Here is a 26,880-nt window from a genome sequence, read left to right on the forward strand (position 1 = left end):
GAATTTTTGTAATGATCTTTTGTCAATTTAGTGAGTAGATTTCTTCATCGAGAATATTTTAGGTCTTTCAGCAATAAAAAGAACAGCTGAGGGTAATTTCCCCCCAGCTTAGTGTAGTTAATATACTTCATTCATCATAATCAATAATGAAGCCTTCGTTCTCTAAACCTTCATAAAGAATTTTCAAAAGCAAATGCAAACCCAATGTAACTGCCTATTAGAGCCACTATAGCCACCTTAAAAAAAGTGCTTTTTTCGCTCTTAATTAAAAAACTAAGGAGAGTTGATATTGTTTTTCCCTGTTTTCTTCACCCTTGACTAATAATTTGAGTATAGAGTCGCCAAGTACTTTAGCAAGGTGAGTAGGGACTGCATTTCCGATTTGTATATATTGTTTAGCAATAGACCCTGAAACTTTATAATCTAATGGAAATCCTTGAATTGCTAAATATTCTTCGACACTCAGTGGACGGTCTTCAAAGGGATGACCTAAATTAGTACTTTTTTGATTGGGACTTGTAAGAACTGTTGGAGCAGGTCTATCTGTCCAAAGTCGACGAAAAAAACCTACCTTCCCTCCTCCACTTTTATAAGCTCCACCCATAGCTTCTTTTACTATAGATTCGGGAAGATCTCTCCAATTCCCTCCGCCTTGTGGAATAAGTTTCATATACTTCAAGCGCTCAGGAGTATATTTAACAAAATTATGTTCAGAGAAATTTGTCGTGTTTAGAAGATCCCCAAAAGTAACCCATCGTTCTTTTCCATTAACCCCTGTTTTACTATGGGTTGGTTCTGGGAATTCATAATCTGTATTCAAATCTTTACGTACTCCCACAAAAAACACACGTTCACGAGTTTGGGGAACTCCATAATCTGCAGCATTAAGGAGCCTATACTTTATATTATAACCTTCAATCTGCTTGAGAAGAAATTCTAATGCACTTCCTTGTCTCTCTTCTTCAGATAATGGCGGAAAACCTTCTCCTCTCTGATTATGAGGGCGATGTTTAAGTGGAACTGACAAAAAACCTTTTACGTTTTCTAACAAAAAAACTTTAGGCTGTATTTCTGAAATTAGTTCTGCGAACTTTAGCATTGCTTTCCCTCTTGGGTCTTCAAAAGCCATTCTATTTCCAGCAGTTGAAAAAGACTGACAGGGACTTCCACCAAACAACAAGTCAAGTTCATCCTCACTGTCTAACCCTGCTGCTTTATAAATTTCATCTCTATCATATTTCATAATATCACCCTGAACTACATTTAATTCAGGATGGTTCAATCTTAATGTTTCACAATATGCATTTTCAATTTCAAGAGCAAGTTTCACATCGAATCCAGCTTTTTTCAATCCAATGTCTAATCCCCCGGCCCCTGAAAAAATTGAGATTGCAGTTCTCATAAAATCACCACCTTGAAATTTCTCTAGATCATTATAACATTAAAGAAATTCTTGGTCCAGTTCTATTATGTTTTTTAGTAGAGAGTTCTATTAATATCAACGACTAAAGAGATTCGCAGATATTGTATATTCGGTTAATTAATATTAAACTTAAAGGAAGGAAAAATTCCTGAATTTAAATCAATGGTATTCATACTTGGAACGGTAAAGAAGCATAGTAACATATATCAATATAGATGGTTAGGATTTCTTAATGGTAAAAAGATTAATTTAGATAAGATTTATTTTCGAAAATCTTATCGGAAAAATTTCAAAAAATGTTTTTAATTTAAATAATAATGAACTGTTGTTAATCGTTCTTTATCAAAATTCAGTCCTAAAGGGTTGGATGAGGGAGAAAAACTTAAAGGCCTTTTTATTAAAGATATTGCATATCAATTTTCAAAATGTTTCTTACTTAATATTAAAGTTACTCACTTTCAGGAGTATGGGTAATTCAGTTTAAAGACTTGACACACCTCATTGAACAAAAAGTTTTTTGCATGAATATAATAAATAGAAAAAGAGATATAATTATCGATAACGAAAATTATATATTTGATTGCTTATTTTAGTGAATTATAAGGGCGGGGATTAAGAATTGAATAGTGCTACAAAGAAACAAGTAATAGAGTTAATTGAGTTAACAATGAATAAAGTGATTAGAAAAAGAACTGTCGGTGAACCTTTTAATGAAGAATCAATCAAATTAAATAATCCATTTGGATATTATTTAGTACCTATTGAAGTTTGGAAAGGTTCTAAATTTGAAAGATCATTTGTAACAACTTTCGGACAAAAAACTGTTGAACAATTAGGGAAGATTATAGCTGAAGGAACTGGCGCCTATGCAGAACTTCAACATAAAAATGAATTTGAATTAAACGCTTGGAAAGTGGAAAAAATAGAAAGTATATTAACAAGTCAGCGTAACAATGAAACAAAACCAAACTGGCAAATGGAAGTTGAAGAAATACAAGCATTAGATACAAAGCGGTATGAAGAAGTTAGAGTAATTTCTGATCTGTATATAAAACGACCAGATGGTATAGAAGAATTTTATTCCTTTAAAACGGTAAAACCTAATTTAGATCAAACTGAAAAAGCTAAAAGAGATATGTTAAGATTAATGGCTAAAGATTCTAATTATCACCCTTATTTTGCTTTACCATCTAACCCTGCGGGTGAAGGAAATTTATATAGAACTGCGCATACTGTCCCTTTTAAGTTATTTGATATGGATAGTGATCCTTGTGTATTAATCGGTTCAAAATTATGGAATCATATTGGCCAAGATGATAATACTTATAACGAATTGATTGAAATTTTTCAACAAGAGGGAAAAAAGTTCACTGACATTATTCGCAAAGAGTACTTTGGTATATGACATGTGTTAATACCATCAAACAAAGTAGGAATAAATTTATTCCTACTTTGTTTTTTCTTTATTAGTTATCTGATCTCATGCTATTCTTCTCTTAATAACCTCGAAACCAATTTAAAGATAGTTTTTTAAGAGAGTTTCGTTAAGCAATGGCTGATGTAAAATACAACAGTCAACAATTTAGATAACGTATTTTTAATGTACGTGGGTACAAAGTGTAAATAATTACCGATGATCTCTTTCAAGTCCCTCTTGTCCTATGTTGTGGCCAAGAGGACTTGAACCTCTACAGGATCTATAGTACACTTTAACTAATTTTACCATATCAGTTCATCTTTATCAATAGTGTTTAATAATTATATTCTTATTCTAAAGTTTTCTGTAATTCCATGATATTTGATTTTTGATCGTTTATAATTAATAACAAATTAGGTTTTCTATTGTGAAAGCTGGTTTCTTATGCAACATGATTGACAATTTGGACAAACTTTGACGTAAACCATTGATAGAGTCAATTCTATAATCCCTGTCTATCTTTTTACCAACTCATAATGGAAAGTGCGACAAAAGGAAGGAAAGATCAATATGCATTACAATCTTTCCTCTTAATTAGGTAAAGCTCAATCAACTGTTCTTTTCAAAAACCAACTTCGCCACACACTCCACATGGCTCGTATGTGGAAACATATCAACAGGCTGCACTTCAAGCGTCACATACCCGCCATCCTCCAGCACCCGCAAATCGCGCGCCAGGGTTCCCGGGTTGCATGACACATACACTACACGCTTCGGCTTCATTTCAATAATCGTCCGCAGCAACGCCTCGTCACAGCCTTTGCGCGGCGGGTCGACCACTAGCGTGTCAGCCGTAATGCCTTCCTTATACCACTTCGGAATCACGACCTCAGCTTCGCCAACTTCAAACTCAGCGTTCTCAATGCCGTTCAACTCAGCATTCCGCTTCGCGTCCTCGATCGCTTCCGGCACAATCTCAACGCCGTATACTTTTTTCGCCTGCTTCGCCAGAAACAGCGAAATCGTGCCGATGCCACAATACGCGTCGATGACGGTTTCTTCGCCGTTCAGTTCGGCGTATTCAAGCGCTTTGTCGTAGAGCACTTTTGTTTGCTCGGGGTTGACTTGGTAGAACGATCTGGCGGAGATGGCGAATTTGATGCCGCCGATGGTGTCGTAAATGTATTCTTCTCCCCAGATAACGGTTGTTTCGTCGCCGAAGATGACGTTTGTTTTTTTCGGGTTGATGTTTTGGACGATCGATTTGACGTGCGGGAATGCCGCGGTGATCTCCTCGACGATTTTCGCTTTGTGCGGGAAGTCGTTTGTCCTTGTGATGAAGACGACCATCATTTCGCCTGTGACGGCGCCGTATCTGACCATGATGTGTCTGAGCCAGCCTTTGTGGCGTTCTTCGTTGTACGCTTTGATGCCGTATTTGCCGCAAATCTCTTTAATCGCTTGAACGACGCGGTCGTTTTCCGACTGCTGGATCAGGCATTCGTTCATGTCGATGATTTCATGGCTGCGCTGCTGGTAGAAGCCTGCGATCAGGCCGCCTTCTCTTTCTCCGACAGGGACCTGCGCTTTGTTTCGGTAGTTCCACGGGTCTTCCATGCCGAGGGTCGGGTGGACGGTGATTCGGCTTAAATCGAGCTTGCCGATTCGCTCAAGCACGTCTTTGACTTGCTTCTGCTTGTAGAGAAGCTGGCCTTCGTAGTTGATGTGCTGAAGCTGGCAGCCGCCGCACTGCTTGTAGATCGGGCACGGCGCGTTCGTTCGAAAGCGGCTTTCTTCTTTCAAGTCGATGAGGCGGCCGAAGGCGAAGCCTTTTTTGACACGGGTCACTTTGATTTGCGCCTTTTCGTCAGGGAGCGCGTTCGGCACGAAAATCGGGAAGCCGTCGACTTTGGCGACGCCGGCTCCTTCGTGTGTTAAATCTTCAAATACGACATTGTAATATTCATTTTTTTGAACGGGGGCTTTTTGTTTCATCTTTTTCACCTGCTATAAGAAAAACTTGGCCAGCTCTTTAGACCAAGTTCAATCATCCAATTTTCTCGCTTTTTCTTTTGACATGACGACTTCGATATGGCGGTAGAGGTTTTCGAATTCGCCCGGCAGTTCGCCGCCGTATTCGCCGTCAAGGTTGAGGAGCATTTTGTCTTTGACCGTCACTTTGACGCGATTCGCTTTCGTGTAGATGACATGCTCGTCATTGATGTGTTCGCCGCGGAGGGCAAGTCCGACAAGTCTGATGAATTCGGCGAGGTTTGCCCGTTTTAAAATGACGAGGTCAAACATGCCGTCATTCAAGCTTGAGTCGGGAGCGAGCTTCTCAAAGCCGCCGACGGAGTTCGTCAGCATGACGAGAAACAGCATCACTTCTCCTTCAAACAGCTTGCCGTCGTATTCGATTTCAACCTCGGTCGGCCTCAGTGAAGGAAGGAGCATTTCCATTCCTTTCAAATAATAGGCGAGGTGACCGAGCATCGTCTTCAATTTGCTTGGTACGTCATATGTCAGTTCTGTGAGGCGTCCGCCGCCGGCAATATTGATGAAATATTGGCCGTTGACGCGGCCGATGTCAATCGGACGGGCTTCTCCCTCTAGTATTGTGTTTACCGCCTTTAAAATATCCTCGCGCGGAATGCCGAGCGCTCTCGCAAAGTCATTCGTCGTTCCGACCGGAATGACTCCGAGCTTGGGGCGGTGTTCCAACGGCGCCAGTCCGTTGATGACTTCATTTAATGTGCCGTCTCCTCCGGCCGCAACAATTATGTCAAATTCCCGCTCAGCGGCGTTTCTGGCGGCCTGTACGGCATCCCCTTCCCCTGTTGTCGCATGGCAAGACGTTTCATAGCCTGCCTGCTCGAACTTCTGCAGAACTTGGGCAAGGTTTTTTTTGAAAATTTCGCGTCCGGAAGTCGGATTGTATATGATTCGTGCACGTTTCATGTTTTCATCATCCTATTAGAGTATCCGTATCATTTCTTTACCAACAACCTTTAATTATACTAGTTGTTGAAAAAATCGCAACAAAATGGGTTTTATTATTTGTTTAATTTTAGATAAAATGCCCTAATTCATGGTAAAAAAGACTTCTGGATCTAATTGATGTAAAATAATTAATATTAAGAAAAAAGGAGCTGTTGCTGTGAAAAAGCCCGTTTATTTTAACCATGACGGAGGCGTCGATGATCTCGTCTCTTTATTTCTGCTATTGCAGATGGAAGATGTCAAATTGATCGGAGCATCCGTCATACCGGCGGATTGCTATTTGGAGCCGGCTCTCAGTGCCAGCCGAAAAATCATTGACCGCTTCGGTTCGTACCAGGTCGAGACTGCGGCATCCGATTCGAGAGGGGTGCATCCGTTCCCGAAGGAGTGGCGCATGCACGCCTTTTATGTCGACGCCCTGCCGATTTTAAATGAAAAAGGCGAAGTCCGGACACCGGTGTCAGACCTGCCCGCTCACCTCCATCTCATTGAATGCGTCAAACAGAGCCCGGAACCGGTGACGCTGCTGTTCACCGGCCCGCTGACAGACTTGGCAAGGGCGCTTGAGGAAGAACCGGCGATCATAAAGCACATTGCAAAGCTTGTCTGGATGGGCGGCACCTTCCTTGAGAAAGGAAATGTGGAAGAGCCTGAGCACGACGGGACGGCGGAATGGAACGCCTTTTGGGACCCTTACAGCGTCAAGACGGTGTTCGAACGCGATATTCAGATCGAAATGGTCGCGCTTGAAAGCACGAACAAGGTGCCATTGACAAACGATATCCGCTCCCATTGGGCGAGCCTCAGAAAGCATATCGGGATCGATTTTATCGGCCAGTGCTATGCGATGTGTCCGCCGCTTGTCCATAACGAGACGAATTCGACATACTACCTTTGGGATGTGCTGACGACACTGACGCTCGGTACAGTCGATATGACACGCTCACGCACCGTCAAGGCGGTTGTCCATACGAAAAGCCCGCGCCAAGGAACGACAGAAGAGCATCCTCACGGCAGAATGGTCAAAGTCGTCGATCAAGTCGACAGGGAGCAATTTTTTGCGTATTTTGAAGCGTTGATGAAAAAAGCCGACCGCATTCCATCTTGATAAAAGGAGACTTTCCATGATGAAAAAAGGGACAAACATTTATGTCAGGCCGCTCACGGCTGAAGACGCCGAGTCTTGCCTCGAATTGCAGAACACAAACCGCCCGTTTTTTGAACAGTTTTCAATGGAGCGGAACGAAGCGTTTTATACAATTGAAGGACAAAAGACGAGGCTTCAAAGATTATATGAAAATATGCAGAATGATGAAGATTATTATTTTGGCATCTTTGATCTGGCAAACGATGCGCTGATCGGAACGATCAACCTTTTCCAAGTGCTGCGCGGTTCCTTGCAAAGCGCCTTCATCGGCTATTTTTTGGATCAGAAGCACAACGGCAAAGGCTACACGACTGAAGCCGTCAAGCTGATGGTCGAGTTCGCCTTTCACGATCTCAAGCTCCATCGCATTGAAGCCGGCGTCATGCCCCGTAATCTTGCCTCAATCCGGGTGCTGGAGAAGGCGGGCTTTCACAAAGAAGGCATCGCCCGGAAAAACGTTAAGATCAACGGAAAATGGGAAGACCATCAGTTGCTGGCTGTGATCAATCCGCATGATTAAGCCGTTTCCTTTGCGGGCCTGGAGAAAGAAATCAGCAGCATTAAAAAAGCTTGTCGATAAAAAGATCATTCCAACCTTTATCGACAAGTTCAAAACATGCTTTCATCTGCTTTTTGTCTCTTTCATGATGCTGAAAATCACTAAGGTGATAACACCTGCACATACAATATAAAATAAAACATCAGTCACAGGATTTCTTATATTTTTCAAGAGAAATATGACTCCGATTAACACGATCGGTATGATCCAGGTGAGCCACTTTACAATTTTGGGACTTGGTTCGCTGTTTCCTTTCGATTCCATTCACTGCCTCCTCATCACGTTGCCTTTGACAAAGCATAACACAGGATATTTTTGTTAAACACCGACGATCGTCTCATCAAAGAAAAAACCCCTTGGAAAGGACCGTTCCAAGGGGTTCATGTTTTATCGACTTACTCTTCTTTCATACCCGGTTTTTTCCGGCGGAATTTCGCCAGTACTTCGTATACGATCGGTACGATCAGAAGGGTAAGGAGCGTCGAACTGATCAAACCGCCGATAACGGTGACGCCGAGTCCTTTTGAAATGACCTGGCTGCCGCCTTCAAATCCGAGCGCCAATGGAATCAGGGCGCCGATTGTGGCGATGGCCGTCATCAGGATCGGACGGAGCCTTGTAGAGCCGGCTTCAAGGAGCGCTTCTCTCGTTGAGAGCCCTTCCGCTTCCTTATGGATGACGCGGTCGATTAAGACAATCGCGTTTGTAACGACGATACCGATCAGCATCAGCATTCCGATCATTGCGTTCAGGCTGATCGTTTCTCCCGATACGTATAGTCCCACCAAGGCGCCGATAATCGTAAACGGCAGCGAGAACAGGATCGCAAATGGCGCCAGTGCTCCGCCGAATGTAATCACAAGCACGAGGTAAACGATCGCGACCGCCGCAAGCATCGCGAGTCCGAGTTTTGTAAAGGAATCTTCGATATCAGCGGATACGCCGCCTGTATCGATTGTGACGTTGTCAGGCAGCTCGATCTTGTCGATGTTTTTCTGCACGTCGACTGATACGGCTGTGACGTTGTCAGATGTGACTTCCGCCGTGACATCGGCATAGATTTTGCCGTCGCGTTTTGAAATCGTGTCAGATGTCGTGCCTTCTTTCACTTTCGCGACATCGCCTATTTTTACTTCCTGGCCGGTCGGAGTTGTGATTTTCTTGTTTTCTAAATCTTTGACACTCTTATAAGTTTCTTCTTCTGTTTTAATCGTGACATCAAGATCTTTTCCGTCTTTTTTCACGGTTGTAAGCGGCGCCTGCGATGTTTCTTTCATGAGCGCCTGAGAAATCTGTGATGCCGTTAACCCGAGTTTGCTTAATTTCTCCTGGTCAGCGACAAAAGTAAATTCGTCATATGTGCTGGACAGGCCTGAGTTTACGTTCTTCAGGTCTTTTTGGTCTTTCATAATCTTTTCGATCTCTTTTACAGTGCCTTTAATCTCTTTTTCTGAATCTCCGTACACATAATACGTTAACTGATTGTTATTGCCTGAAGAGCTGAAATCCTGGGTTTTCCATTCTCCGCGTTTGGATTGCTTCTGAATGTCTTTTAGGACGTTGTCTTTTTCTTTATCAAAATCAGGTGTGTCTTCCTCATATTTGATATAGAATAACGCGCCGTTTGAGCTTCCGCCCATCAGCGGATTTCCCGCTCCTAACGTATATTGAACCGTATCTACGTGTTTGCGGTCCAATAGGACTTTTTCAGCTTTTTGCGCTTCTTTTTCCGCTTCTTTTTTCGTTTCTCCCGGTTCAGGAGTGTATGTGATTTGCACCATTTTATCTTTTGTAGCAGGCAAGTAGCTCGCTCCGATTAACGGCACGAGGAACAAGCTTCCGACCAGCATCAGAACCGCGATGATCGATGTGATCCATTTATGGCTGAGCGACCAATTCAACACTTTTTTGTAGAAGTTGGCCAGTACCCCAGGCTTATGTTCTTTCGCCTTCACCGGCGCACCTGTCAACGACTTTTTGAAGAGGGTGTGCGCAAGCATCGGCACGAGCGTGATCGCGATCAGCAGGGATGCGGCAAGCGCGAATACAATCGTTAAGGCAAACGGCAGGAACAATTCGCCGATTTGACCGCCGACGAGTGCGAGCGGCAAGAATACCGCGATCGTCACGATCGTTGATGACATGATCGGCATGAACATTTCCTTCGTCGCTTCGCGTACGAGCGCCTTTCCGCGCAGCGGCTCATCTTTCAGCCTCATGCGGCGGTAAATGTTTTCAATGACAACGATCGAGTCGTCGACAACCCGTCCGATAGCAACCGTCATGGCGCCGAGCGTCATGATATTGAGCGTGATATCAAGCTGGTTCAAGACGAGCAGTGCGATTAACAATGACAATGGAATCGAAATGACCGAGATTAATGTTGATTTAATATCCCTTAGGAATAAGAGAATGATCACAACCGCAAAGATCGCTCCGAAAATCGCTTTGCTCAGCATCGTCTCGACCGACTCAGTGATCGGTTCGGCTTGATCGTATGTCGAGCTGTATTTGAAGCCTTTGTGGTCTTTTTTGAATTGTTCGAGTTCAGCTTTTACATTGTCGGCTACCTCGACGGTATTGGCGTCGTTGGCTTTAATGACGCTGATGCCGATGCTGTCTTTACCATTGGTGCGTGAAATGGATTCGGCTTTTTTGACATCTTTAATCGTTGCGATGTCAGACAGCTTTACCGTCGGGATTCCCGCGCTTTGCTGAGCTTGTCCGGCGCTCGGTACTCCGGCTTGAGCCTGCGCCCCCTGGGCCGCTTGTGCACTTTGCGCTCCGGCTTGCGCGCTTGCGCCTCCGGTAGACACCGCTGGAATTCTCATATTTTTCAAGTCTTTAATTGTTTCGATATCGCCGCTGACGACGACCGATTTTTCTTCTTTGCCGAATGTGTACAACCCAAGCGGAGTCGTCACATCAGATCCTTGAATCACTTGCTGGACTGTATCCTCGTCAAGCCCGTATTGCTTCAACTTGTCTTTTTTAAATGAAAATTCGACTTCTTCAACCTGCTGTCCGGAAAGCTGAACGGAAGCTACGCCTTCAAGACCTTCAAGCTTCGTCAGAAGGCTGTCTTCCACTTTTTTCGTCAAGCTTTGAAGATCGTCTTTATCACTGGACACGCTGAGCGCGAGGATCGGGAAAGAATTCATGCTGTAGCGCGAAATGCTCGGCTCTTTCGCATTGTCCGGCAGATCGAGATTCGCCAATGCTTCAGCGGCTTCCGTCTTCGCTTTGTCCATATCCTTTTCATAATCGTATTCAATCATCACCGATGATGCATTTTCATACGATGTGGACGTCACAACGCTGACGCCGTCCAGGTTTTGCACGGCTTGTTCAACAGGCTTTGTGACTTCATCAGCTACCTGGTTCGGAGTGGCTCCGGGGTATGTCGTGCTGATGGTCAAATAAGGCATGTTTACATCAGGAATCGATTCCTGCTTCATATTTAAACCCGCATAAATGCCGGCAACCGTAACAATAATCGTCATCAGCCACACAGCGAACTTGTTCTTTAGTACAAAATTAATGATAGAATTCATTACGACCTCCATTGTGTATATCATTTTTCAGAATACAGATTGACTGACTGGTCATTCTATACAATAATAAACTTCAAAAGTAAACAGCGTCAACTTATATATGTTAAAATTTATTCAATTTTAAAGAAGTGTTAAAGGGGTACATTCATGACAGAAAAAGAAGAAAAAATCATTAAAGCAGGCCTGCACCTCTTCGCGAAAAACGGGTTTGCTTCCACAACGATTCAGGACATCGCCAATGAATGCAACATCTCAAAAGGAGCTTTCTACCTGCATTTCAAGTCGAAAGAAGCGCTTTTGCTTGCGATCATTAAGTATTATATCGATCGAACGATGGAAAATATGAAGATCATTCAGCAAAAGAATTTTCCTCCCAAGGAAACGTTCAAGGAGCAGATTGCTTATCAATTCAGTGAGAGCAAGGAGCACCGCGACTTTATTCTCGTGATGATCAGCGAACACAGCATCCCGGAAAACAGCAAAATCGAAGAATATTTTAAAAATGTCAGCCAAAAATTCCATGAGACGTATCAAAACGCGCTGTCAGCCGCCTACGGTGACATTGTGAAGCCTTATCTGTCAGACTTGTCCGTGATCGTTCAAGGCATCGTGCAGTCCTATCAAAATTTGTTTATCTTTAATGAACTGGACATCGATTTTTACGAACTTGCGGATTTTATTATGAGAAGAATCGATGACATGATTGATGGCATGGTTCAAAACGGGGAGCAGCCGATCCTGGCCGGCCGCACGTACAGCTATTACCGGAACGCCGGCAATACGGCCGATAAACATACGATTTTACGGGAGCTTGAAGATGCCAAACGTCAGCCGGCCCTGCCGGAAGACATTCTCATTACACTGGATGTGATCGAGGAAGAGCTGAGAAAAGATTCGCCCCGCACACCCGTGCTTCAAGGCATGCTGACAAATTTGGAGCATCAGGACAATCTTCAGCATCTATATGGAATGATCACCCGTTTCCTTCATTCATAAAGCAGCCTTATGGCTGTTTTTTTATTCCCTTACAATACGACGATCTGATCATGTATATTTTGGAAGCGGCATGTATAATAAGATTTCGCTTAAGACAATCTAGATTTTTAGGAGGTTTTACCTTAGTGAAAAAAAACATCGTTTGTTCCATCTTCGTGCTGCTTCTTGCTTTTACCGTTTCGCAGCCGAGCTACGCACACACCGTTTCTCCGGTGAATCCAAATGCCCAGCTGACGACGAAAGCGGTGATGAACTGGCTTGCCCACCTGCCCAATCGGACGGAGAGCCGGGTGATGTCCGGGGCATTCGGAGGATACAGCCTCGACACATTTTCGCTGGCTGAAGCCGACCGGATCAAACAGGCAACAGGACAGCTGCCAGCCATATACGGCTGCGATTATGCAAGAGGATGGCTGGAGCCGGCGGAGATTGCCGATACGATTGACTACAGCTGCAACCGTGATTTGATCGCATATTGGAAAAGCGGAGGCATTCCGCAAATCAGCCTGCACCTCGCAAACCCCGCGTATACTTCGGGCCATTATAAAACTCAGATTTCGAACAGCCAGTATGAGAGAATTTTAGATTCTTCCACGCCCGAAGGAAAACGGCTTGAGGCGATGCTGAGCAAAATCGCCGATGGCCTTCAGGAGCTTGAAAATGAAGGTGTGCCCGTTCTATTCAGACCCCTTCACGAAATGAACGGCGAATGGTTCTGGTGGGGGCTGACGCAATATAATCATAAAGACAGCGCGAGAATCTCCTTGTACAAACAGCTCTATGTGAAAATCTATGACTATATGACAAAGACAAGAGGCTTGGATCATCTGTTGTGGGTGTATGCGCCGGACGCCAACAGAGACTTTAAAACAGACTTTTATCCGGGCGCATCATATGTTGACATTGTTGGGCTTGACGCTTATTTTGATGACCCGGACGCCATTGATGGCTACGATCAGCTCACATCTCTGAACAAACCGTTTGCCTTTACAGAGGTCGGACCGCAGACGACAAACGGCGGGCTGGATTACGCGCGGTTTATCCATGCAATCAAAGAAAAATACCCGAAAACGACGTACTTCCTGGCGTGGAACGATGAGTGGAGCCCTGCTGTGAATAAGGGAGCGGACACCCTCTATCTTCATCCATGGGCGCTGAATAAAGGAGAGATTTGGGACGGCGATTCTTTGACGCCTGTCGTGGAATAATGAAAAAACCTTGGAGAATTATTCTCCAAGGTTTTTTAAGCAGCTTGTTCTGTCCTTTTGAGGCTGATCCTGTTATTTAATATCCATGGCTTTCATTACTCTCATTTCTCTTTCCTGCTTTTTTTTCAAAGCTTCTCTGCCTTTAATCCATTCCCCCAGCAATAAAGCTAGTCCGCCAATAAGAGGAAGATAGAATGATGCGAAAGATTTTCCTTCATGAATGGATAATGCAACGAGAAAAATGATATAAGCTGTTGGTAGTATAGCTCCCCAAAAAGTACGATTTCTGGTAGATAAAAAATATTGAATTCCTAGTATTGTAAATCCGATCAGTAGTATATATATAGTATTCATTTATGAACACCCCGCTCTTTTTTATATTTCTCAATGATTAACTTTGCATTTTCCAGACTTATCTGATCATCGATAGCTAACTGTTTAATAAAATGAACAAAAGTCTCATTTTCCAACTCATCAATGAGTTGAATTTTTTGTATTAACCGATCCAATCTAACTCTAACTGTCGGATAAGACACTTGATAACTCTTTGCAATTTCTTTTAACGAACCAGATTTCAGCATAAAGTTTTTAATAAATTCTACATCCTCTTCTTCTAAAGCCAATATCCACTCGGGTACATCTTTTCTTTCCATAGACAGCCCCTCTTATCAACAAATTTAAAAACAAAATTCAATTTAATGATAATATATTTTTTAATAAAATTCAAATAAAATTTAATTTTATTTATTTTTTATTTGCATCTTTACACAAATAAAAAAAGGTCCCCAACATGAGGACCTCCATTTAAGTAGCATAAGTCTGTTTTTTATCGTTTATTAATCTCTTCAAGAAGAAGCTTGTTGACCATCGGCGGGTTCGCTTGTCCTTTTGAGGCTTTCATGATTTGGCCGACAAGGAAGCCGATCGCACGGTCTTTTCCGTTTTTGAAGTCTTCGATCGATTGCGGATTGTTGTCGAGTGCTTCTGTGACAAGCTTTCTGAGCGTCGCTTCGTCAGAGATTTGCACAAGGCCTTTTTCTTTGACGATTTTTTCTGCGTCTCCGCCTTTTTCGATCAATTCTTTGAAGACCTTTTTCGCGATTTTCGATGAAATTGTGCCTTTTTCGATCAGCTGGACTAATCCAGCAAGGCCTTCAGGTGTGAGCGCGACATCGTCAAGCTCTTTTTGCTGAGCATTCAAGTAAGCCGACACTTCACCCATCAGCCAGTTCGACGCCAGCTTCGCGTCTGCGCCTTTTTCGACGGCCGCTTCGAAGAAGTCGGACATTTCTTTTGTCAAAGTGAGCACTTTCGCGTCATAGGCAGGCAGGCCAAGCTCTTCGATGTAGCGCTTGCGGCGCTCGTCCGGAAGCTCAGGAATGCTGTCTTTCACGCGCTGTTTCCACTCATCGTCAATGTAAAGCTCGACTAGATCAGGCTCAGGGAAGTAGCGGTAGTCGTCAGATCCCTCTTTGACCCTCATCAAAATCGTCGTTTTGGATGCTTCATCATAGCGGCGCGTCTCCTGCTGAATGACACCGCCTGACAAAAGAACTTGCGCCTGGCGTTTTTCTTCGTGCTCAAGGCCTTTTTGAACAAAGGCGAATGAGTTCAGGTTTTTCAGCTCTGTCTTTGTGCCGAACTCCTCTTGTCCGATCGGACGGAGCGAGATGTTGGCGTCGCAGCGGAGCGAGCCCTCTTCCATCTTACAATCGGAAACACCTGTATACTGAATGATCGATTTCAGTTTTTCAAGGTAGGCGTAAGCTTCTTCAGGCGTTCTGATATCGGGCTCGGAGACAATTTCAACGAGCGGTGTTCCCTGGCGGTTATAGTCGACAAGGGAGTAGCCGTCGCCTGTATGTGTCAGTTTTCCCGCATCCTCTTCCAAATGAAGGCGGGTGATGCCGATGCGCTTCGTTTTTCCACCGACTTCGATTTCGATCCAGCCGTTTTCGCCGATCGGTTTATCAAATTGTGAAATTTGATAAGCTTTCGGGTTGTCCGGATAAAAATAGTTTTTCCGGTCGAATTTCGTTTCTGTCGCAATTTCACAGTTGAGCGCCATCGCGGCTTTCATCGCGAAATTAACGGCTTCTTTGTTCAACACAGGCAGTACACCCGGATAGCCTAAGTCGATAACGCTTGTCTGCGTGTTGGCCGCCGCGCCGAATGGCGTTGGAGAACTGGAGAAAATTTTCGATTTTGTTTTGAGCTCCACGTGGACTTCAAGTCCGATTACCGTTTCAAAGTTCATGTTTTTTCACCCCTTACAGTTCAGGTTTCGCTTTATGGTGGTCTGTCGCCTGTTCGAATGCGTGGGCGACGCGGTATACTGTGCTTTCGTCAAAGTGTTTGCCGATGATTTGCAGGCCGAGCGGCAAGCCGTTCGCCAAGCCGCACGGTACGCTGATTCCCGGTACGCCCGCAAGGTTGACAGGAATCGTCAAGATATCATTGGCGTACATGGTCAGCGGATCGCTCGTTTTTTCGCCGATTTTAAATGCCGGCGTCGGCGTTGTCGGTCCGATGATGACGTCATAGTTTGCAAATACGTCTTCAAAGTCTTTTTTGATCAGCGTTCTGACTTTTTGCGCTTTTTTATAGTACGCGTCGTAATAGCCTGAGCTGAGCGCGAACGTGCCGAGCATGATGCGGCGTTTGACTTCGTTTCCGAATCCTTCGGCACGCGTCTGTTTGTACAGGTCGATCAGGTTGTCGGCATTGTCCGTGCGGTAGCCGTAGCGGATGCCGTCGAATCGCGCCAGGTTTGCCGACGCTTCAGATGAAGAAAGCAGGTAGTAAGTCGCCAGCGCGTATTTGCTGTGCGGAAGCGATACTTCTTCCCATGTCGCGCCAAGGCTTTCGAGCACTTTCAACGCTTCAAGGACGGAATTTCTCGCTTCTTCTCCCACTCCTTCGCCAAGGTATTCTTTCGGAACGGCGATTTTAAGTCCTTTAATGTCGCCGGTTAACGCTGACAAATAGTCGGGCACATCCACATTGGCGCTCGTCGAATCCATTTTGTCGACGCCTGAAATCGCCTGCAGAAGGTAGGCGTTGTCTTCGACAGATCTTGTGATCGGGCCGATTTGATCCAATGAAGAAGCAAATGCGACAAGGCCGTATCTGGAAACGCGTCCGTATGTAGGCTTTAAGCCGACGACGCCGCAGAAAGATGCCGGCTGGCGAATCGATCCACCCGTGTCAGATCCAAGTGAAAACGGCACTTCCCCGGCCGCAACCGCAGCCGCAGAGCCTCCGCTTGATCCGCCCGGAACAGTTTCGAGGTTCCACGGGTTTTTTGTCTTTTTAAAGCCTGAGTTCTCTGTGGAAGAGCCCATCGCGAATTCATCCATGTTCAGCTTTCCGATGGTGATCGCTTCAGCTTCGTGAAGACGATCAACAACGGTTGCGTCATAGATCGGATCAAAGTTCTCGAGAATTTTGCTTGCGCACGTTGTCCGCAGATCCTTTGTTACGATATTGTCCTTAATGCCGATCGGCATCCCGAAAAGAAGGCCGTGCTCATCACGGGTATCAAGCGCTTCGTCCAATTCTTTGGCGTATGCGCGGGCTTTTTCTTCATCAAGCTGCAAAAAGGCTTGTACCTTTCCGTCAACTTCGTGAATCCGTTTGTAAGATTCATCGACTAAATCTGATATGCTGATCTCTTTATTATGTATGAGACGTTTTAATTCAGATATTTTATGGTCAAACAGTGACATGTTTTCTCGCTCCCTCCTTTATTCAGTCCAAGATTGACGGCACGCGGATGTAGCCGTCTTTATGATCAGGCGCATTTTTGACGACGTCTTCAACCGGAAGCCCTTTATCAGGGACATCTTCCCTCATGATATTCTTCATTTGCAATACGTGCGTTGTTGGTTTAACATTCTCTGTATCGACTTCGTTCAGCTCTTCTGCAAATGAAATAATGCTGTCAAGCTGTTCGGTAAACATCGCCGCTTCCTCGTCCGTAATCGCCAGTCTGGCAAGATGGGCGACATGCTTTACTTCTTCTATAGAAATACGCGACATACTAAAAACACCTCCAAGGTTATTCTCGCTTAGTCATAATACTGATCATATCAAATTTCAGCCTTCTAAATCAACAAAACCGCGATCTTCGCCCCATTTGGCGGCTTTTATTTGATCGCACATGAAAAATTCAGTAAAATAGCACGTACTAATATTCAGAATATTTTTACTTTTTATAATATTTGTAAGCGCTTTCATTGTGATGCTTATCATAACCATCACGCCCTTTTTCAATAAAATCGGATGTTTTTCACGGTTGATTGATGGGGAATAGTTTGATAGGTTAGGTAACTAAGTACGATCTAATCGGCAGCGCCTTAATTCCAATACTTGATTTTTTAAAGAGGAGGCCCTGCAATTTTCTTCGTACCGCAAGTCAGTATTGTTGAAAATTTTAAAGAGGTGATGCCACATTATTTTTAAAGAGGAGAGATATGAAACGTGAGTGTTGAAATATTTATTTCGTTAGGGATTTATTTTGCCGCGATGCTCTTAATCGGCTGGTATTCCTACAGAAAGACATCCAATTTGAATGACTACATGCTCGGCGGCAGAGGTCTTGGGCCTGCTGTTACGGCTTTATCGGCCGGCGCGTCGGACATGAGCGGCTGGATGCTGATGGGACTGCCCGGAGCCATGTATGTGACAGGACTTTCGAGCGCCTGGCTTGCCGTCGGTTTAACAATCGGAGCCTATGTGAACTACTTGGTTGTCGCTCCCCGGCTGCGCACATATACAGAAGTAGCAAACGATGCGATTACAATTCCGGATTTTTTCGAAAATCGGTTTAATGATACGACGAGAATCTTGCGCCTTGCATCAGCCATCGTCATTATGGTGTTTTTCACACTGTACACGTCGGCGGGTATGGTGTCCGGAGGAAGACTGTTTGAAACGGCGTTCGGCCTCGATTATAAAATCGGTCTTTTCTTAACAGCCGCAGTCGTGATTGCTTATACGCTGTTCGGAGGATTTTTGGCTGTCAGTCTGACTGACTTTCTGCAAGGTTTGATTATGTTTATCGCTTTAGTGCTCGTGCCGATCGTTGCCTTTACTCAATTAGGCGGAATTACGCCGACTTTCAATGTGATCGAAGAAATCAATCCAAGCTTGCTCGATTTCTTCAAAGGAACGACCGTCATTAGCATTATTTCATTTCTCGCCTGGGGACTGGGCTATTTCGGTCAGCCGCATATTATCGTCCGCTTTATGGCGATTTCATCCGTAAAAGAGCTGAAGCCTGCACGCCGCATCGCAATGGGCTGGATGATAATCTCCGTAATCGGCGCACTGCTTGTCGGACTGATCGGTGTGGCGTATGTCCATGAGACGGGTACAGCGCTTAAAGATCCGGAAACGATTTTTATCGTGTTCTCAAAGGTATTATTCCATCCGCTGATTACCGGATTTTTGCTTTCCGCTTTGCTCGCGGCGATTATGAGTACGGTGTCTTCCCAGCTGCTTGTCACATCAAGCGCCATGACGGAAGACTTTTACCGGACGTTTTTCCGGCGCGATGCTTCGGATAAAGAGCTCGTTCTTGTCGGACGTCTGAGCGTTCTGCTTGTCGCCGTCATCGCGATCCTTCTTTCTCTGACACCGAACAACACGATCCTTGATCTGGTCGGTTATGCGTGGGCCGGTTTTGGTTCCGCATTCGGGCCCGCCATCCTTCTCAGCTTGTACTGGAAGCGGATGAACCAGTGGGGCGCATTGGCCGGTATGATCACAGGAGCCGTGACCGTGCTGATTTGCATTCTGACCGGTCTGCAGGATAAGACGGGAATCTATGAAATGATCCCTGGTTTCTTCCTGAGCTTGATTGTCGTTTACGCTGTCAGCATGTTCACGAACAAGCCGGCAAAAGAAGCAAGAGATATGTTTGAAGAAATGGAACAAACGCATGAGGAAGAACATTCTTAAATGATCAGGCAATGAAAGCCGCCGGGTGACATCCGGCGGCTTTTTTGCTCAGACTGAATTCTTTTGATGCCACGCCGGCAATATAATGGTAAGAGTATAGAGCTTCTTGCAGATGAATGGTTCCTGGACACACCCTTCAAAAACAGTTGTCGATCCATAGCGTCTGTGAGAAAATCATATCAATCATATAAGATATTGTCGGAAAGGAGATCATGGGCATGGATTGGCATATTGAAACAGAAACGCTGTTGAAGCTTGGCATCGCAACATTAATCGGAATGGTCATCGGTCTCGAAAGGGAGCTGAAAAACAAGCCGCTCGGCTTAAAAACGTGCATCGTGATTGCGATCAGTTCCTGTGTTCTGACAATGATCAGCATTGATGCGGCATACCATTTTCCAAAGTCGAACAGAATCATGATGGACCCTTTGCGGCTTCCCGCACAAATCATATCAGGGATCGGCTTCATCGGAGCGGGCGTGATTTTACGCAAAAGCAACGACGTCATTTCCGGCCTGACCACTTCAGCGATGATCTGGGGAGCAGCCGGCCTCGGCGTCGCCATCGGAGCGGGCTTTTATAAAGAAGCATTTGTCAGTCTCATTTTCATTTTAATCAGCGTCGAGTTTTTGCCGTGGATCGTCGGCAAAATCGGTCCGAACCGCTTGCAGGAAAAAGAAATCCGCGTCCGCATGTCCCTGAATGACAAGGATAAAATGACGGATATCATCAAGGAAATGAAAGCGAAAAAAATCCGGATTCATTCCGTCCGGATCGATGATATGCGCGATAATGAATTTCCGATCATGGAAACGAAAATCATGGTTCATAAGAAACGGTATGTCACCGATGTCTATTACGATATCAAAGCGATCGACGGCGTCGTCGGCGTAAAATGCGATACGCTTTAAAAAAAAAGCAGCCCTTTGGCTGCTTCTTTTTTATGAATCATAAATATGGACGGTCGGTTCCTTGTCTCCCGGCTTTTTCAGGATAACGGCTTCCTGTCCGGCTGACGAAGTAATGTTGATCTCAACGTTCAGTCCGCTTTTGCCGTAGTAATCCATCACTTCACCGGTCAAGAACTGGGTAAAGGCGATGACTTCGCTTTTGCCGTAAAACTGCATCGGGATGTTGATTTTCATGTCCTGCATTTGGTCGTCTTTATAGAGAGCCGTGCCGACAACCCCTGTGTAGTTTGGAAAATACGTGTCGACCTTGTTTTTAAAGCGTTTGAAGAGCTCCGCGTCATCCGGATGTTTCTCCGAACCTTCTGTTGAAGGGAAGAACGTGTACTCTTCATTGATTTTATCCCAGCCGCCGAGCTCGCTTGTCCCTGCTTTCACCTCGGTTTTGGCGATAAAGTTTCCAGGGACGATCGATGACTTAGGCGCCTGCTTGTAGAGCATGATGGTCAGCGGAATGTTTTTCAAATCATCCATGTTTCTGATCCGTTTCGTCACTTCCTCGGCGATTTTTTCGCCTTCCTGCCTCAGCTTTTTGTCGCTGATGGTCACTTCTTTTTGCGGGTCGCCGACATTTTCGCGGTAGTAGTAGACAGAGTTCAACGCAAGGCCGATCACGACGCCGCCGAGCTCAATCGTATCCTTGTCTTTGCGGACGAGGTAGTCGTGCTCAAGCATATGGGCGAGGTATACCGGGCTTTCTTCGTTTTGCTTCTCTGTTGATCCGCTTCCGGAAAGGGCGGGGTTCAGTCCGAGGTTTTTGAAGTTTTTATCGTCTTTCTCAGCTTTTTTCAGGTCTTCCCCCGTTTTTTTGCGGGCGAGCCAGCTCGTGACTGTATCCTCATCCAAGTATTGTCCTTCTTGAAAAAGGTAATCGTCAGTAGAAAATGAATCTTGCGCAAGGCGCATCATGCCTGTCTCAAATTCATCGATATCCAGCCGCGTATTCAGACGTTCGGTCGTCAAGCCGCGGGCTTTCCCCGCCTTGAAAGGAAGAACCATTTTATAATAAGAATCGGAGATGTTGTATTTCGGAATGATGGCTTTTTCTTTCGACTTATCCGTTTTCTGTACCATCTCCTGCTCTTCTTCTCCCCCAAAATTCGGCGCACAGGCTGAGAGCATGAGCATACCCGCAGCAGCCGCCAAACATAATATCTTTTTCAATAGAAAACACTCCTCTTATTTCTTTAGCTCACTGATCAGTCTTGCTTCATCCCATACTTTAATGTTCAGCTCTTCAGCTTTCGCCAGTTTGCTGCCTGCCGCTTCGCCGGCAATGACGAGATCGGTTTTTTTGCTTACACTGCCTGTGATTTTTCCGCCGAGCGCTTCGATTTCCGCTTTCGCGTCGTTCCGCGACAATTCGCTTAGCTTCCCGGTCAGGACGATCGTTTTCCCCGCAAAATACGAATCGCTCGCTTCAGCTGCCGCTTTTTTCGGGCCTTTATAAACGGTGTTCACCCCGAGTTCTTCGAGTTCTTCCAAGAGCTTCAGAATCTCTTCTTTTTCAAAATAAGTGACGAGGGCGTTCGCCATTTTCTCGCCGATTTCATCGACTTCGACCAATTCTTCTTTTGTCGCTTTTTTGAGCCTGTCGAGCGTTTCAAAATGCAGCGCCAGTGTCTTGGCCGCTTTGGCGCCGATGAAGCGGATGCCGAGTCCGAAAAGAAGCCGTTCCAATGAATTCTCCTTCGATTTGTCAATCGACTTCAATAAATTGTCAGTCGATTTTTCTCCCATCCGCTCGAGATTGATCAGCTGCTCGCGCGTCAGCTTATACAGATCGGCGACATTGTGGACGAGGTCTTCGCGGAACAGCTGGGTGATGACGCGCTCGCCAAGACCATCTATATTCATCGCGTTCCGGGAAACGAAATGGATCAGGCCTTCCCTGATCTGGGCCGGGCACTCCGGATTGATGCAGCGAAGCGCGACTTCTCCTTCAATCCTGACAAGCTCGCTTCCGCATTCCGGGCATTCCTTTGGCATGTTGAATTCTTTTTCTTCGCCCGTCCGTTGTTCGACGAGGACGTTGACGACCTCCGGAATGATGTCTCCTGCTTTTTTAATGACAACTTTGTCCAGCAGTCTGATATCCTTCTCTTTAATCAAATCTTCGTTGTGGAGAGAGGCTCTTTGGACGGTCGTACCCGCCACTTTTACAGGTTCGAGAATCGCAGTCGGGGTTACTGCGCCCGTCCGGCCGACGCTTAATTCAATGTCCAAAAGCGTTGTGACAACCTCTTCGGCAGGAAACTTGTAGGCGATCGCCCAGCGCGGGCTTTTTGCCGTAAAGCCGAGCTCTTCCTGCTGATCAAGGGAGTTGACTTTAATGACGATCCCGTCGATTTCATACGGAAGGTCGGCGCGTTTTGTCTTGAGCTCTTCGACGATCTCAATGACTTCTTCGATCGTGCTGCATTTTTTTCTTTCATGATTGGTTTTAAAGCCGAGTTCGTCGAGGAAATCAAGTCCCTGGCTTTGCGTTTCAACGCCCATTTCGTCAAGCTCCGCTATACTGTAGACGAAGATGTCGAGATTTCGTTTCGCGGCGATTTTCGGATCAAGCTGCCTTAATGAGCCGGCAGCGGCGTTCCGCGGGTTGGCGAACGGCTCTTCATCCCGTTCGAGCCGCGCTTTGTTCAGCAATTCAAAAGAGCGCTTCGGCATAAATGCCTCGCCGCGCACTTCAATTGAAAGGTCGCGCTTCATTCTGAGGGGAATGTTTCTGATGGTCTTCAAATTTTCCGTAATATCCTCGCCCGTTGTTCCGTCGCCTCTCGTCGCACCTCTGACAAATACGCCGTTTTCATAGCGCAGTGAAACAGCAAGACCGTCTATTTTAAATTCGACGTTGTATTCAACATCTCCGACCGCCTGGCGGACGCGGCGGTCAAAGTCGCGCAGATCTTCTTCATTAAACGCGTTGCCGAGGCTCAGCATCGGCGTTTTATGCTGCACTTTTTGAAAGGCGTCCAAAACGGCTCCGCCGACACGCTGAGAAGGAGAGTCCGGCGTTTTCAGGTCGGGGTGCTCTTCTTCAAGAGCAATAAGCTCCTTCATCAGCTTGTCATATTCGGAATCAGGCACGCTTGGGTCGTCAAGGGTGTGATATTCGTAGTTGTATTTATTAATCAATGCATGCAGTTGTTCCACACGGCGTTTAGCTGCTTCTTTTTCCATTGGTTTCGTCCTTTCATTTCAGGTCTTTTGCCATTTATTGCTTTTCAATAGGCGCAAAGGCCGCGAGAAGACGCTTCACTCCGGTCGGGCTCGGGAAGGCGATGTCAAGCTCAGTCGATTCGCCGGATCCTTTAACGCTGACAACGGTTCCGACGCCCCACTTTTTATGGGAGGCTTTGTCGCCGACTGCCCAATTGACACCGTCGCCGCCGGTTTTGCTGTACGATGCAGCCGGCCGGGTAACCGGGCCTCTCCGCTCCGGCTTTCTTCCAAACGGCGTTTTCAGATCTTTTTTCTTCTCATTTAGATTGTCCAATAATTCCTCCGGTATTTCCGCAATGAACCTTGATTCAGGGTTCATATTCGTTCTCCCGAACAATGTCCGCATCCGCGCGTTTGTTAAATAAAGTTCTTCCTCAGCCCTCGTGATGCCGACATATGCGAGTCTCCGTTCTTCTTCCATCTCCGCTTCCTCCATCAGGGAGCGGCTGTGCGGGAATACCCCTTCTTCAAGTCCCATCAGGAACACAACCGGGAATTCGAGTCCTTTTGCGGCATGAAGCGTCATTAAGATGACCGCGTCTTTACTTCCGGTCTCTTCTTCCTTCTGATCAAGCTGATCGATATCGGCGATAAGCGCCAAATCCGTCAAAAAGGCGACGAGCGATTTATCTTCGCTTTGCTGTTCAAAGTTTTTCGTTACGGAGAGAAACTCGTCGATATTTTCAAGACGGCTCTGCGCTTCCAAGGATTTTTCCGCTTTCAGCATTTCGCGGTATTCGGTTTTTTCAAGGATTTCTTCCGTAAGCTCTGTGACGGATAAGTATTCCTGCATATTCGTCAAGTTTTCGATCGTCTGTCTGAACTCATCAAGCGCGTTCGCCGCTCTTGCGCTGAGGCCGATAAAGTCAACCTGTCCGAGCGCTTCAAATAAAGACATTCCGTTCATATCGGCATAAGCCGCGATTTTATCGACTGAAGTCGCACCGACGCCGCGCTTCGGCACGTTCACGATCCGCGCAAAGCTGATATCGTCGTCAGGGTTTGCGACGAGGCGCAAATACGCAAGGATGTCTTTGATCTCTTTTCTGTCATAGAACTTCGTGCCGCCGACGATGTTGTAGTTGATGTTCGCTTTCATCAGCGTTTCCTCAATGACCCGCGATTGAGCGTTCGTCCGGTACAAAATCGCGATATCTGAGAAGGATCGTTTTCCAGAGCCGACAAGCTCCCTGATTTTGCCCGCGACAAATTGGCCTTCGCCAAATTCGTTGTCGCCTCTGAAGTAGGAAATTTTCGCCCCTTCGTCATTTTCGGTCCAGAGATTTTTCGGCTTTCTGTTGGAGTTATTCTGAATCACTTCATTGGCCGCGTTCAATATCCGCTGTGTCGACCTGTAGTTTTGTTCGAGCAGAATGACGCTTGCATTCGGATAGTCTTTTTCAAACGACAGAATGTTGGCGATGTCCGCTCCGCGCCATCTGTAGATCGACTGGTCGGAGTCCCCGACGACGCAGATGTTTTCGAAGCGCTGCGCCATTTTTTTGACGAGCAAATACTGCGCCCTGTTCGTATCCTGATACTCATCGACATGAATGTATTGGAATTTCCGCTGGTAGTATTCGAGCACTTCCGGCACACGGTCAAACAGGATGATCGTCGTCATGATCAGATCGTCAAAATCGAGCGACTGGTTTTTCCGCAGTTTCTTCTGATAATCTTTGTAGACATCGCTGACGACTTGTTCAAAAAAACCGCCGGCTGTTTTCTCGTACTCTTCCGGTTCGATCAATTCGTTTTTCGCACTGCTGATCGATCCAAGTATACTTCTGGGATCGAATTTTTTCGGATCGATGTTTCTTTCCTTCAAGATTCCTTTAATGACGGAAAGCTGATCTGACGTATCAAGAATCGAGAAATTCCGGTTGATGCCGATTCTGTCGATGTCTCTCCGCAAAATTCTCACGCACATGCTGTGGAACGTCGAAATCCAGATGTCGTCCGCTCCCGGTCCGAGAATTTTTTCCACACGTTCTTTCATTTCTCTGGCCGCTTTGTTCGTAAATGTAATCGCCAAAATGTTCCACGGGGCGACGCGCTTCTCCGCCATTAAATACGCAATGCGGTGCGTCAATACCCGCGTCTTTCCGCTTCCTGCTCCGGCCATGATCAAAAGCGGGCCGTCCGTCGTTTTGACCGCTTCCTGCTGCATCTTGTTTAATCCGCTTAATAATTGGTCGCTAATGTAATTCAATTCCGTTCACCGCCTATTCAAACATAAGTTCTATTATAAACCAATCCGGTTCGTTGTGTTCATCCTTTTACGGCCTGTACCGTTTTCAGCGCTTCTTCGAAGTTCTCATAAATCGCATTTCCGACGACGATCACATCGGCGTGTTCAGCCATTTTAACCGCCGTCTCCGAATCTTTGATTCCGCCGCCGTAAAACAGCGTCGTTTCCTGAAGCACCGCTTTTGTTTCCTTAACGGTCTCCGAATCACCCAGCATGCCGCTGTATTCAAGATAAAAGACCGGAAGGCGGAAAAGATGTTCAGCCACGCGGGCGTATGCTTTAACATCCTCAATGTCAAGCTCGGTATCTGCGTTTGTCAAAGCGGCTGCCTTGCAGTCCTGATTCAAAATACAGTATCCTTCAACAACAATCTCATCAGGCGACATCAGTTCGCCGTATTCTTTCATCGCCTTTTTATGTAAGCCGGCAATCCAGTCGGTATCCCTGCTGTTGAGCACAGTCGGAATAAAATAGAGGTCAAACCCCGGGACGATCGCGTCAATCGTCGACACTTCCAGGACGCACGGCACTAAAAAGCGGCGTACCTTTGACATCAGCCGAAGGACGTCATCTTCTGTGACATGGTCGCTTCCGCCGATCAAAACCGCGTCTGTTCCAGATTCGCACAGCTGTTCAAGCTGATCATCCGTAATATCTTTATTCGGATCGAGTTTAAAGACGTGCTTCCACTCGGTAACATCGTACATGAAAAAAGCTCCTCCATTCGTTCTTACCATTTAAATATTATAACAAATTCAGCCCCATTCGAAAAACGGATAACGAATAACGATAAACGGGCAGAAGGCACAAAAAAACCGCCGGTGCTCAGTGCCCTGAGCCAGGCGGTTTCATGACATCATGAAGATGATTCAGATTGATTTGCTTTGACGCGGTCCAGCGTCATGATGTAAGCGTCATTTCCGTAGTTCAGGCAGCGCTTCACCCTGGAAATGGTCGCGGTGCTCGCTCCGGTTTCCGTCTCAATTTTGTGATACGTGTTGCCGTCGCGCAGCATTCTGGCTACTTCGAGCCGCTGAGCCAATGATTGAATTTCATTTATTGTGCATAAATCATCGAAAAAACGATAGCATTCTTCGAGATCTTTTAGTGATAGTATGGATTGAAAAAGCTGGTCCAGCTCTCTCCCGCGCAATTTATCGATCTGCAT

General features: G+C 45.7%; 22 protein-coding genes. 7 read left to right on the forward strand and 15 right to left on the reverse strand.

Translation table 11 applies throughout. The annotated features are described in order from the left end of the window. Window positions 1-265 precede the first annotated feature (265 nt). The gene (locus MST20_RS18590; protein ID WP_243944082.1) at window positions 266-1,402 is read right to left on the reverse strand and encodes a DNA cytosine methyltransferase; all 1,137 of its coding nucleotides are present in this window, start codon (window positions 1,400-1,402) and stop codon (window positions 266-268) included. A gap of 640 nt (window positions 1,403-2,042) precedes the next feature. On the opposite strand from MST20_RS18590, the gene MST20_RS18595 reads away from it, so the two are divergent. Then, window positions 2,043-2,828, forward strand: coding sequence for a TdeIII family type II restriction endonuclease (locus MST20_RS18595; RefSeq protein WP_243944085.1), 786 nt, complete (start codon window positions 2,043-2,045; stop codon window positions 2,826-2,828). 621 nt (window positions 2,829-3,449) lie between these two features. Here MST20_RS18595 and rlmD read toward each other — a convergent pair. Continuing rightward, a complete protein-coding gene (gene rlmD, locus MST20_RS18600; RefSeq protein ID WP_243944087.1) occupies window positions 3,450-4,835 on the reverse strand; it encodes a 23S rRNA (uracil(1939)-C(5))-methyltransferase RlmD in 1,386 nt (461 codons plus the stop codon). Between the two features lie 48 nt (window positions 4,836-4,883). Continuing rightward, window positions 4,884-5,798, reverse strand: a complete 915-nt coding sequence (locus MST20_RS18605) for a diacylglycerol kinase (protein ID WP_243944089.1) — start codon at window positions 5,796-5,798, stop codon at window positions 4,884-4,886. A gap of 199 nt (window positions 5,799-5,997) precedes the next feature. Between MST20_RS18605 and MST20_RS18610 the strand changes: the two genes are divergently transcribed. Further along, on the forward strand, window positions 5,998-6,948 hold the full coding sequence (locus tag MST20_RS18610; RefSeq protein ID WP_243944091.1) for a nucleoside hydrolase: 951 nt from the start codon (window positions 5,998-6,000) through the stop codon (window positions 6,946-6,948). A gap of 19 nt (window positions 6,949-6,967) precedes the next feature. After that, window positions 6,968-7,507 carry a GNAT family N-acetyltransferase gene (locus MST20_RS18615; protein ID WP_243944092.1) on the forward strand — a complete coding sequence of 180 codons (540 nt, stop codon included), beginning with the start codon at window positions 6,968-6,970 and terminating at the stop codon, window positions 7,505-7,507. 102 nt (window positions 7,508-7,609) lie between these two features. Here the strand turns inward: MST20_RS18615 and MST20_RS18620 are convergent, their stop codons facing one another. Continuing rightward, complete coding sequence (locus MST20_RS18620; protein WP_243944094.1) at window positions 7,610-7,810, reverse strand: hypothetical protein; 201 nt, start codon at window positions 7,808-7,810, stop codon at window positions 7,610-7,612. Window positions 7,811-7,941: 131 nt separating this feature from the next. After that, window positions 7,942-11,100 (reverse strand): efflux RND transporter permease subunit, encoded by a 3,159-nt coding sequence (locus MST20_RS18625; RefSeq protein ID WP_243944096.1) that lies wholly within the window; start codon window positions 11,098-11,100, stop codon window positions 7,942-7,944. A gap of 147 nt (window positions 11,101-11,247) precedes the next feature. Between MST20_RS18625 and MST20_RS18630 the strand changes: the two genes are divergently transcribed. Continuing rightward, on the forward strand, window positions 11,248-12,096 hold the full coding sequence (locus MST20_RS18630) for a TetR/AcrR family transcriptional regulator (protein ID WP_243944098.1): 849 nt from the start codon (window positions 11,248-11,250) through the stop codon (window positions 12,094-12,096). 125 nt (window positions 12,097-12,221) lie between these two features. Beyond that, complete coding sequence (locus MST20_RS18635; RefSeq protein ID WP_243944100.1) at window positions 12,222-13,304, forward strand: glycoside hydrolase family 26 protein; 1,083 nt, start codon at window positions 12,222-12,224, stop codon at window positions 13,302-13,304. A gap of 72 nt (window positions 13,305-13,376) precedes the next feature. On the opposite strand, the gene MST20_RS18640 is transcribed toward MST20_RS18635, so the two are convergent. The 5 genes from MST20_RS18640 to gatC form a co-directional block, all read right to left on the reverse strand. Then, window positions 13,377-13,658, reverse strand: a complete 282-nt coding sequence (locus tag MST20_RS18640) for a hypothetical protein (protein WP_075755326.1) — start codon at window positions 13,656-13,658, stop codon at window positions 13,377-13,379. Further along, entirely contained in the window at window positions 13,655-13,957 is a 303-nt protein-coding gene (locus MST20_RS18645) for a DUF2089 family protein (protein ID WP_025810340.1), read from the reverse strand. The genes MST20_RS18640 and MST20_RS18645 overlap by 4 nt, the downstream gene beginning before the upstream one ends. 173 nt (window positions 13,958-14,130) lie before the next feature. Continuing rightward, window positions 14,131-15,561, reverse strand: a complete 1,431-nt coding sequence (gene gatB / locus MST20_RS18650; RefSeq protein WP_243944102.1) for an Asp-tRNA(Asn)/Glu-tRNA(Gln) amidotransferase subunit GatB — start codon at window positions 15,559-15,561, stop codon at window positions 14,131-14,133. A gap of 13 nt (window positions 15,562-15,574) precedes the next feature. Next, window positions 15,575-17,032, reverse strand: coding sequence for an Asp-tRNA(Asn)/Glu-tRNA(Gln) amidotransferase subunit GatA (gatA, locus tag MST20_RS18655; RefSeq protein ID WP_243944104.1), 1,458 nt, complete (start codon window positions 17,030-17,032; stop codon window positions 15,575-15,577). 22 nt (window positions 17,033-17,054) lie between these two features. Further along, complete coding sequence (gene gatC, locus MST20_RS18660; protein WP_003179590.1) at window positions 17,055-17,345, reverse strand: Asp-tRNA(Asn)/Glu-tRNA(Gln) amidotransferase subunit GatC; 291 nt, start codon at window positions 17,343-17,345, stop codon at window positions 17,055-17,057. A gap of 441 nt (window positions 17,346-17,786) precedes the next feature. Between gatC and putP the strand changes: the two genes are divergently transcribed. Further along, a complete protein-coding gene (putP, locus tag MST20_RS18665) occupies window positions 17,787-19,268 on the forward strand; it encodes a sodium/proline symporter PutP (RefSeq protein ID WP_243944105.1) in 1,482 nt (493 codons plus the stop codon). Window positions 19,269-19,486: 218 nt separating this feature from the next. Continuing rightward, on the forward strand, window positions 19,487-20,179 hold the full coding sequence (locus MST20_RS18670) for an MgtC/SapB family protein (RefSeq protein ID WP_377904729.1): 693 nt from the start codon (window positions 19,487-19,489) through the stop codon (window positions 20,177-20,179). Window positions 20,180-20,209: 30 nt separating this feature from the next. Here MST20_RS18670 and MST20_RS18675 read toward each other — a convergent pair whose 3' ends face one another. From MST20_RS18675 to MST20_RS18695, 5 genes are all read right to left on the reverse strand, one after another. Further along, window positions 20,210-21,400 carry a CamS family sex pheromone protein gene (locus MST20_RS18675; protein WP_243944109.1) on the reverse strand — a complete coding sequence of 397 codons (1,191 nt, stop codon included), beginning with the start codon at window positions 21,398-21,400 and terminating at the stop codon, window positions 20,210-20,212. Window positions 21,401-21,415: 15 nt separating this feature from the next. After that, on the reverse strand, window positions 21,416-23,419 hold the full coding sequence (ligA, locus tag MST20_RS18680; protein WP_243944111.1) for an NAD-dependent DNA ligase LigA: 2,004 nt from the start codon (window positions 23,417-23,419) through the stop codon (window positions 21,416-21,418). A gap of 34 nt (window positions 23,420-23,453) precedes the next feature. Further along, the gene (gene pcrA, locus MST20_RS18685) at window positions 23,454-25,673 is read right to left on the reverse strand and encodes a DNA helicase PcrA (RefSeq protein WP_243944113.1); all 2,220 of its coding nucleotides are present in this window, start codon (window positions 25,671-25,673) and stop codon (window positions 23,454-23,456) included. A 59-nt stretch (window positions 25,674-25,732) separates the two neighbouring features. Then, a complete protein-coding gene (pcrB, locus tag MST20_RS18690; RefSeq protein WP_243944115.1) occupies window positions 25,733-26,419 on the reverse strand; it encodes a heptaprenylglyceryl phosphate synthase in 687 nt (228 codons plus the stop codon). Window positions 26,420-26,568: 149 nt separating this feature from the next. Further along, a complete protein-coding gene (locus MST20_RS18695) occupies window positions 26,569-26,880 on the reverse strand; it encodes a YerC/YecD family TrpR-related protein (RefSeq protein ID WP_075755310.1) in 312 nt (103 codons plus the stop codon).

The organism is Bacillus sp. B19-2, from assembly GCF_022832475.1.
GTDB classification, from domain to species: Bacteria; Bacillota; Bacilli; order Bacillales; family Bacillaceae; genus Bacillus; species Bacillus paralicheniformis.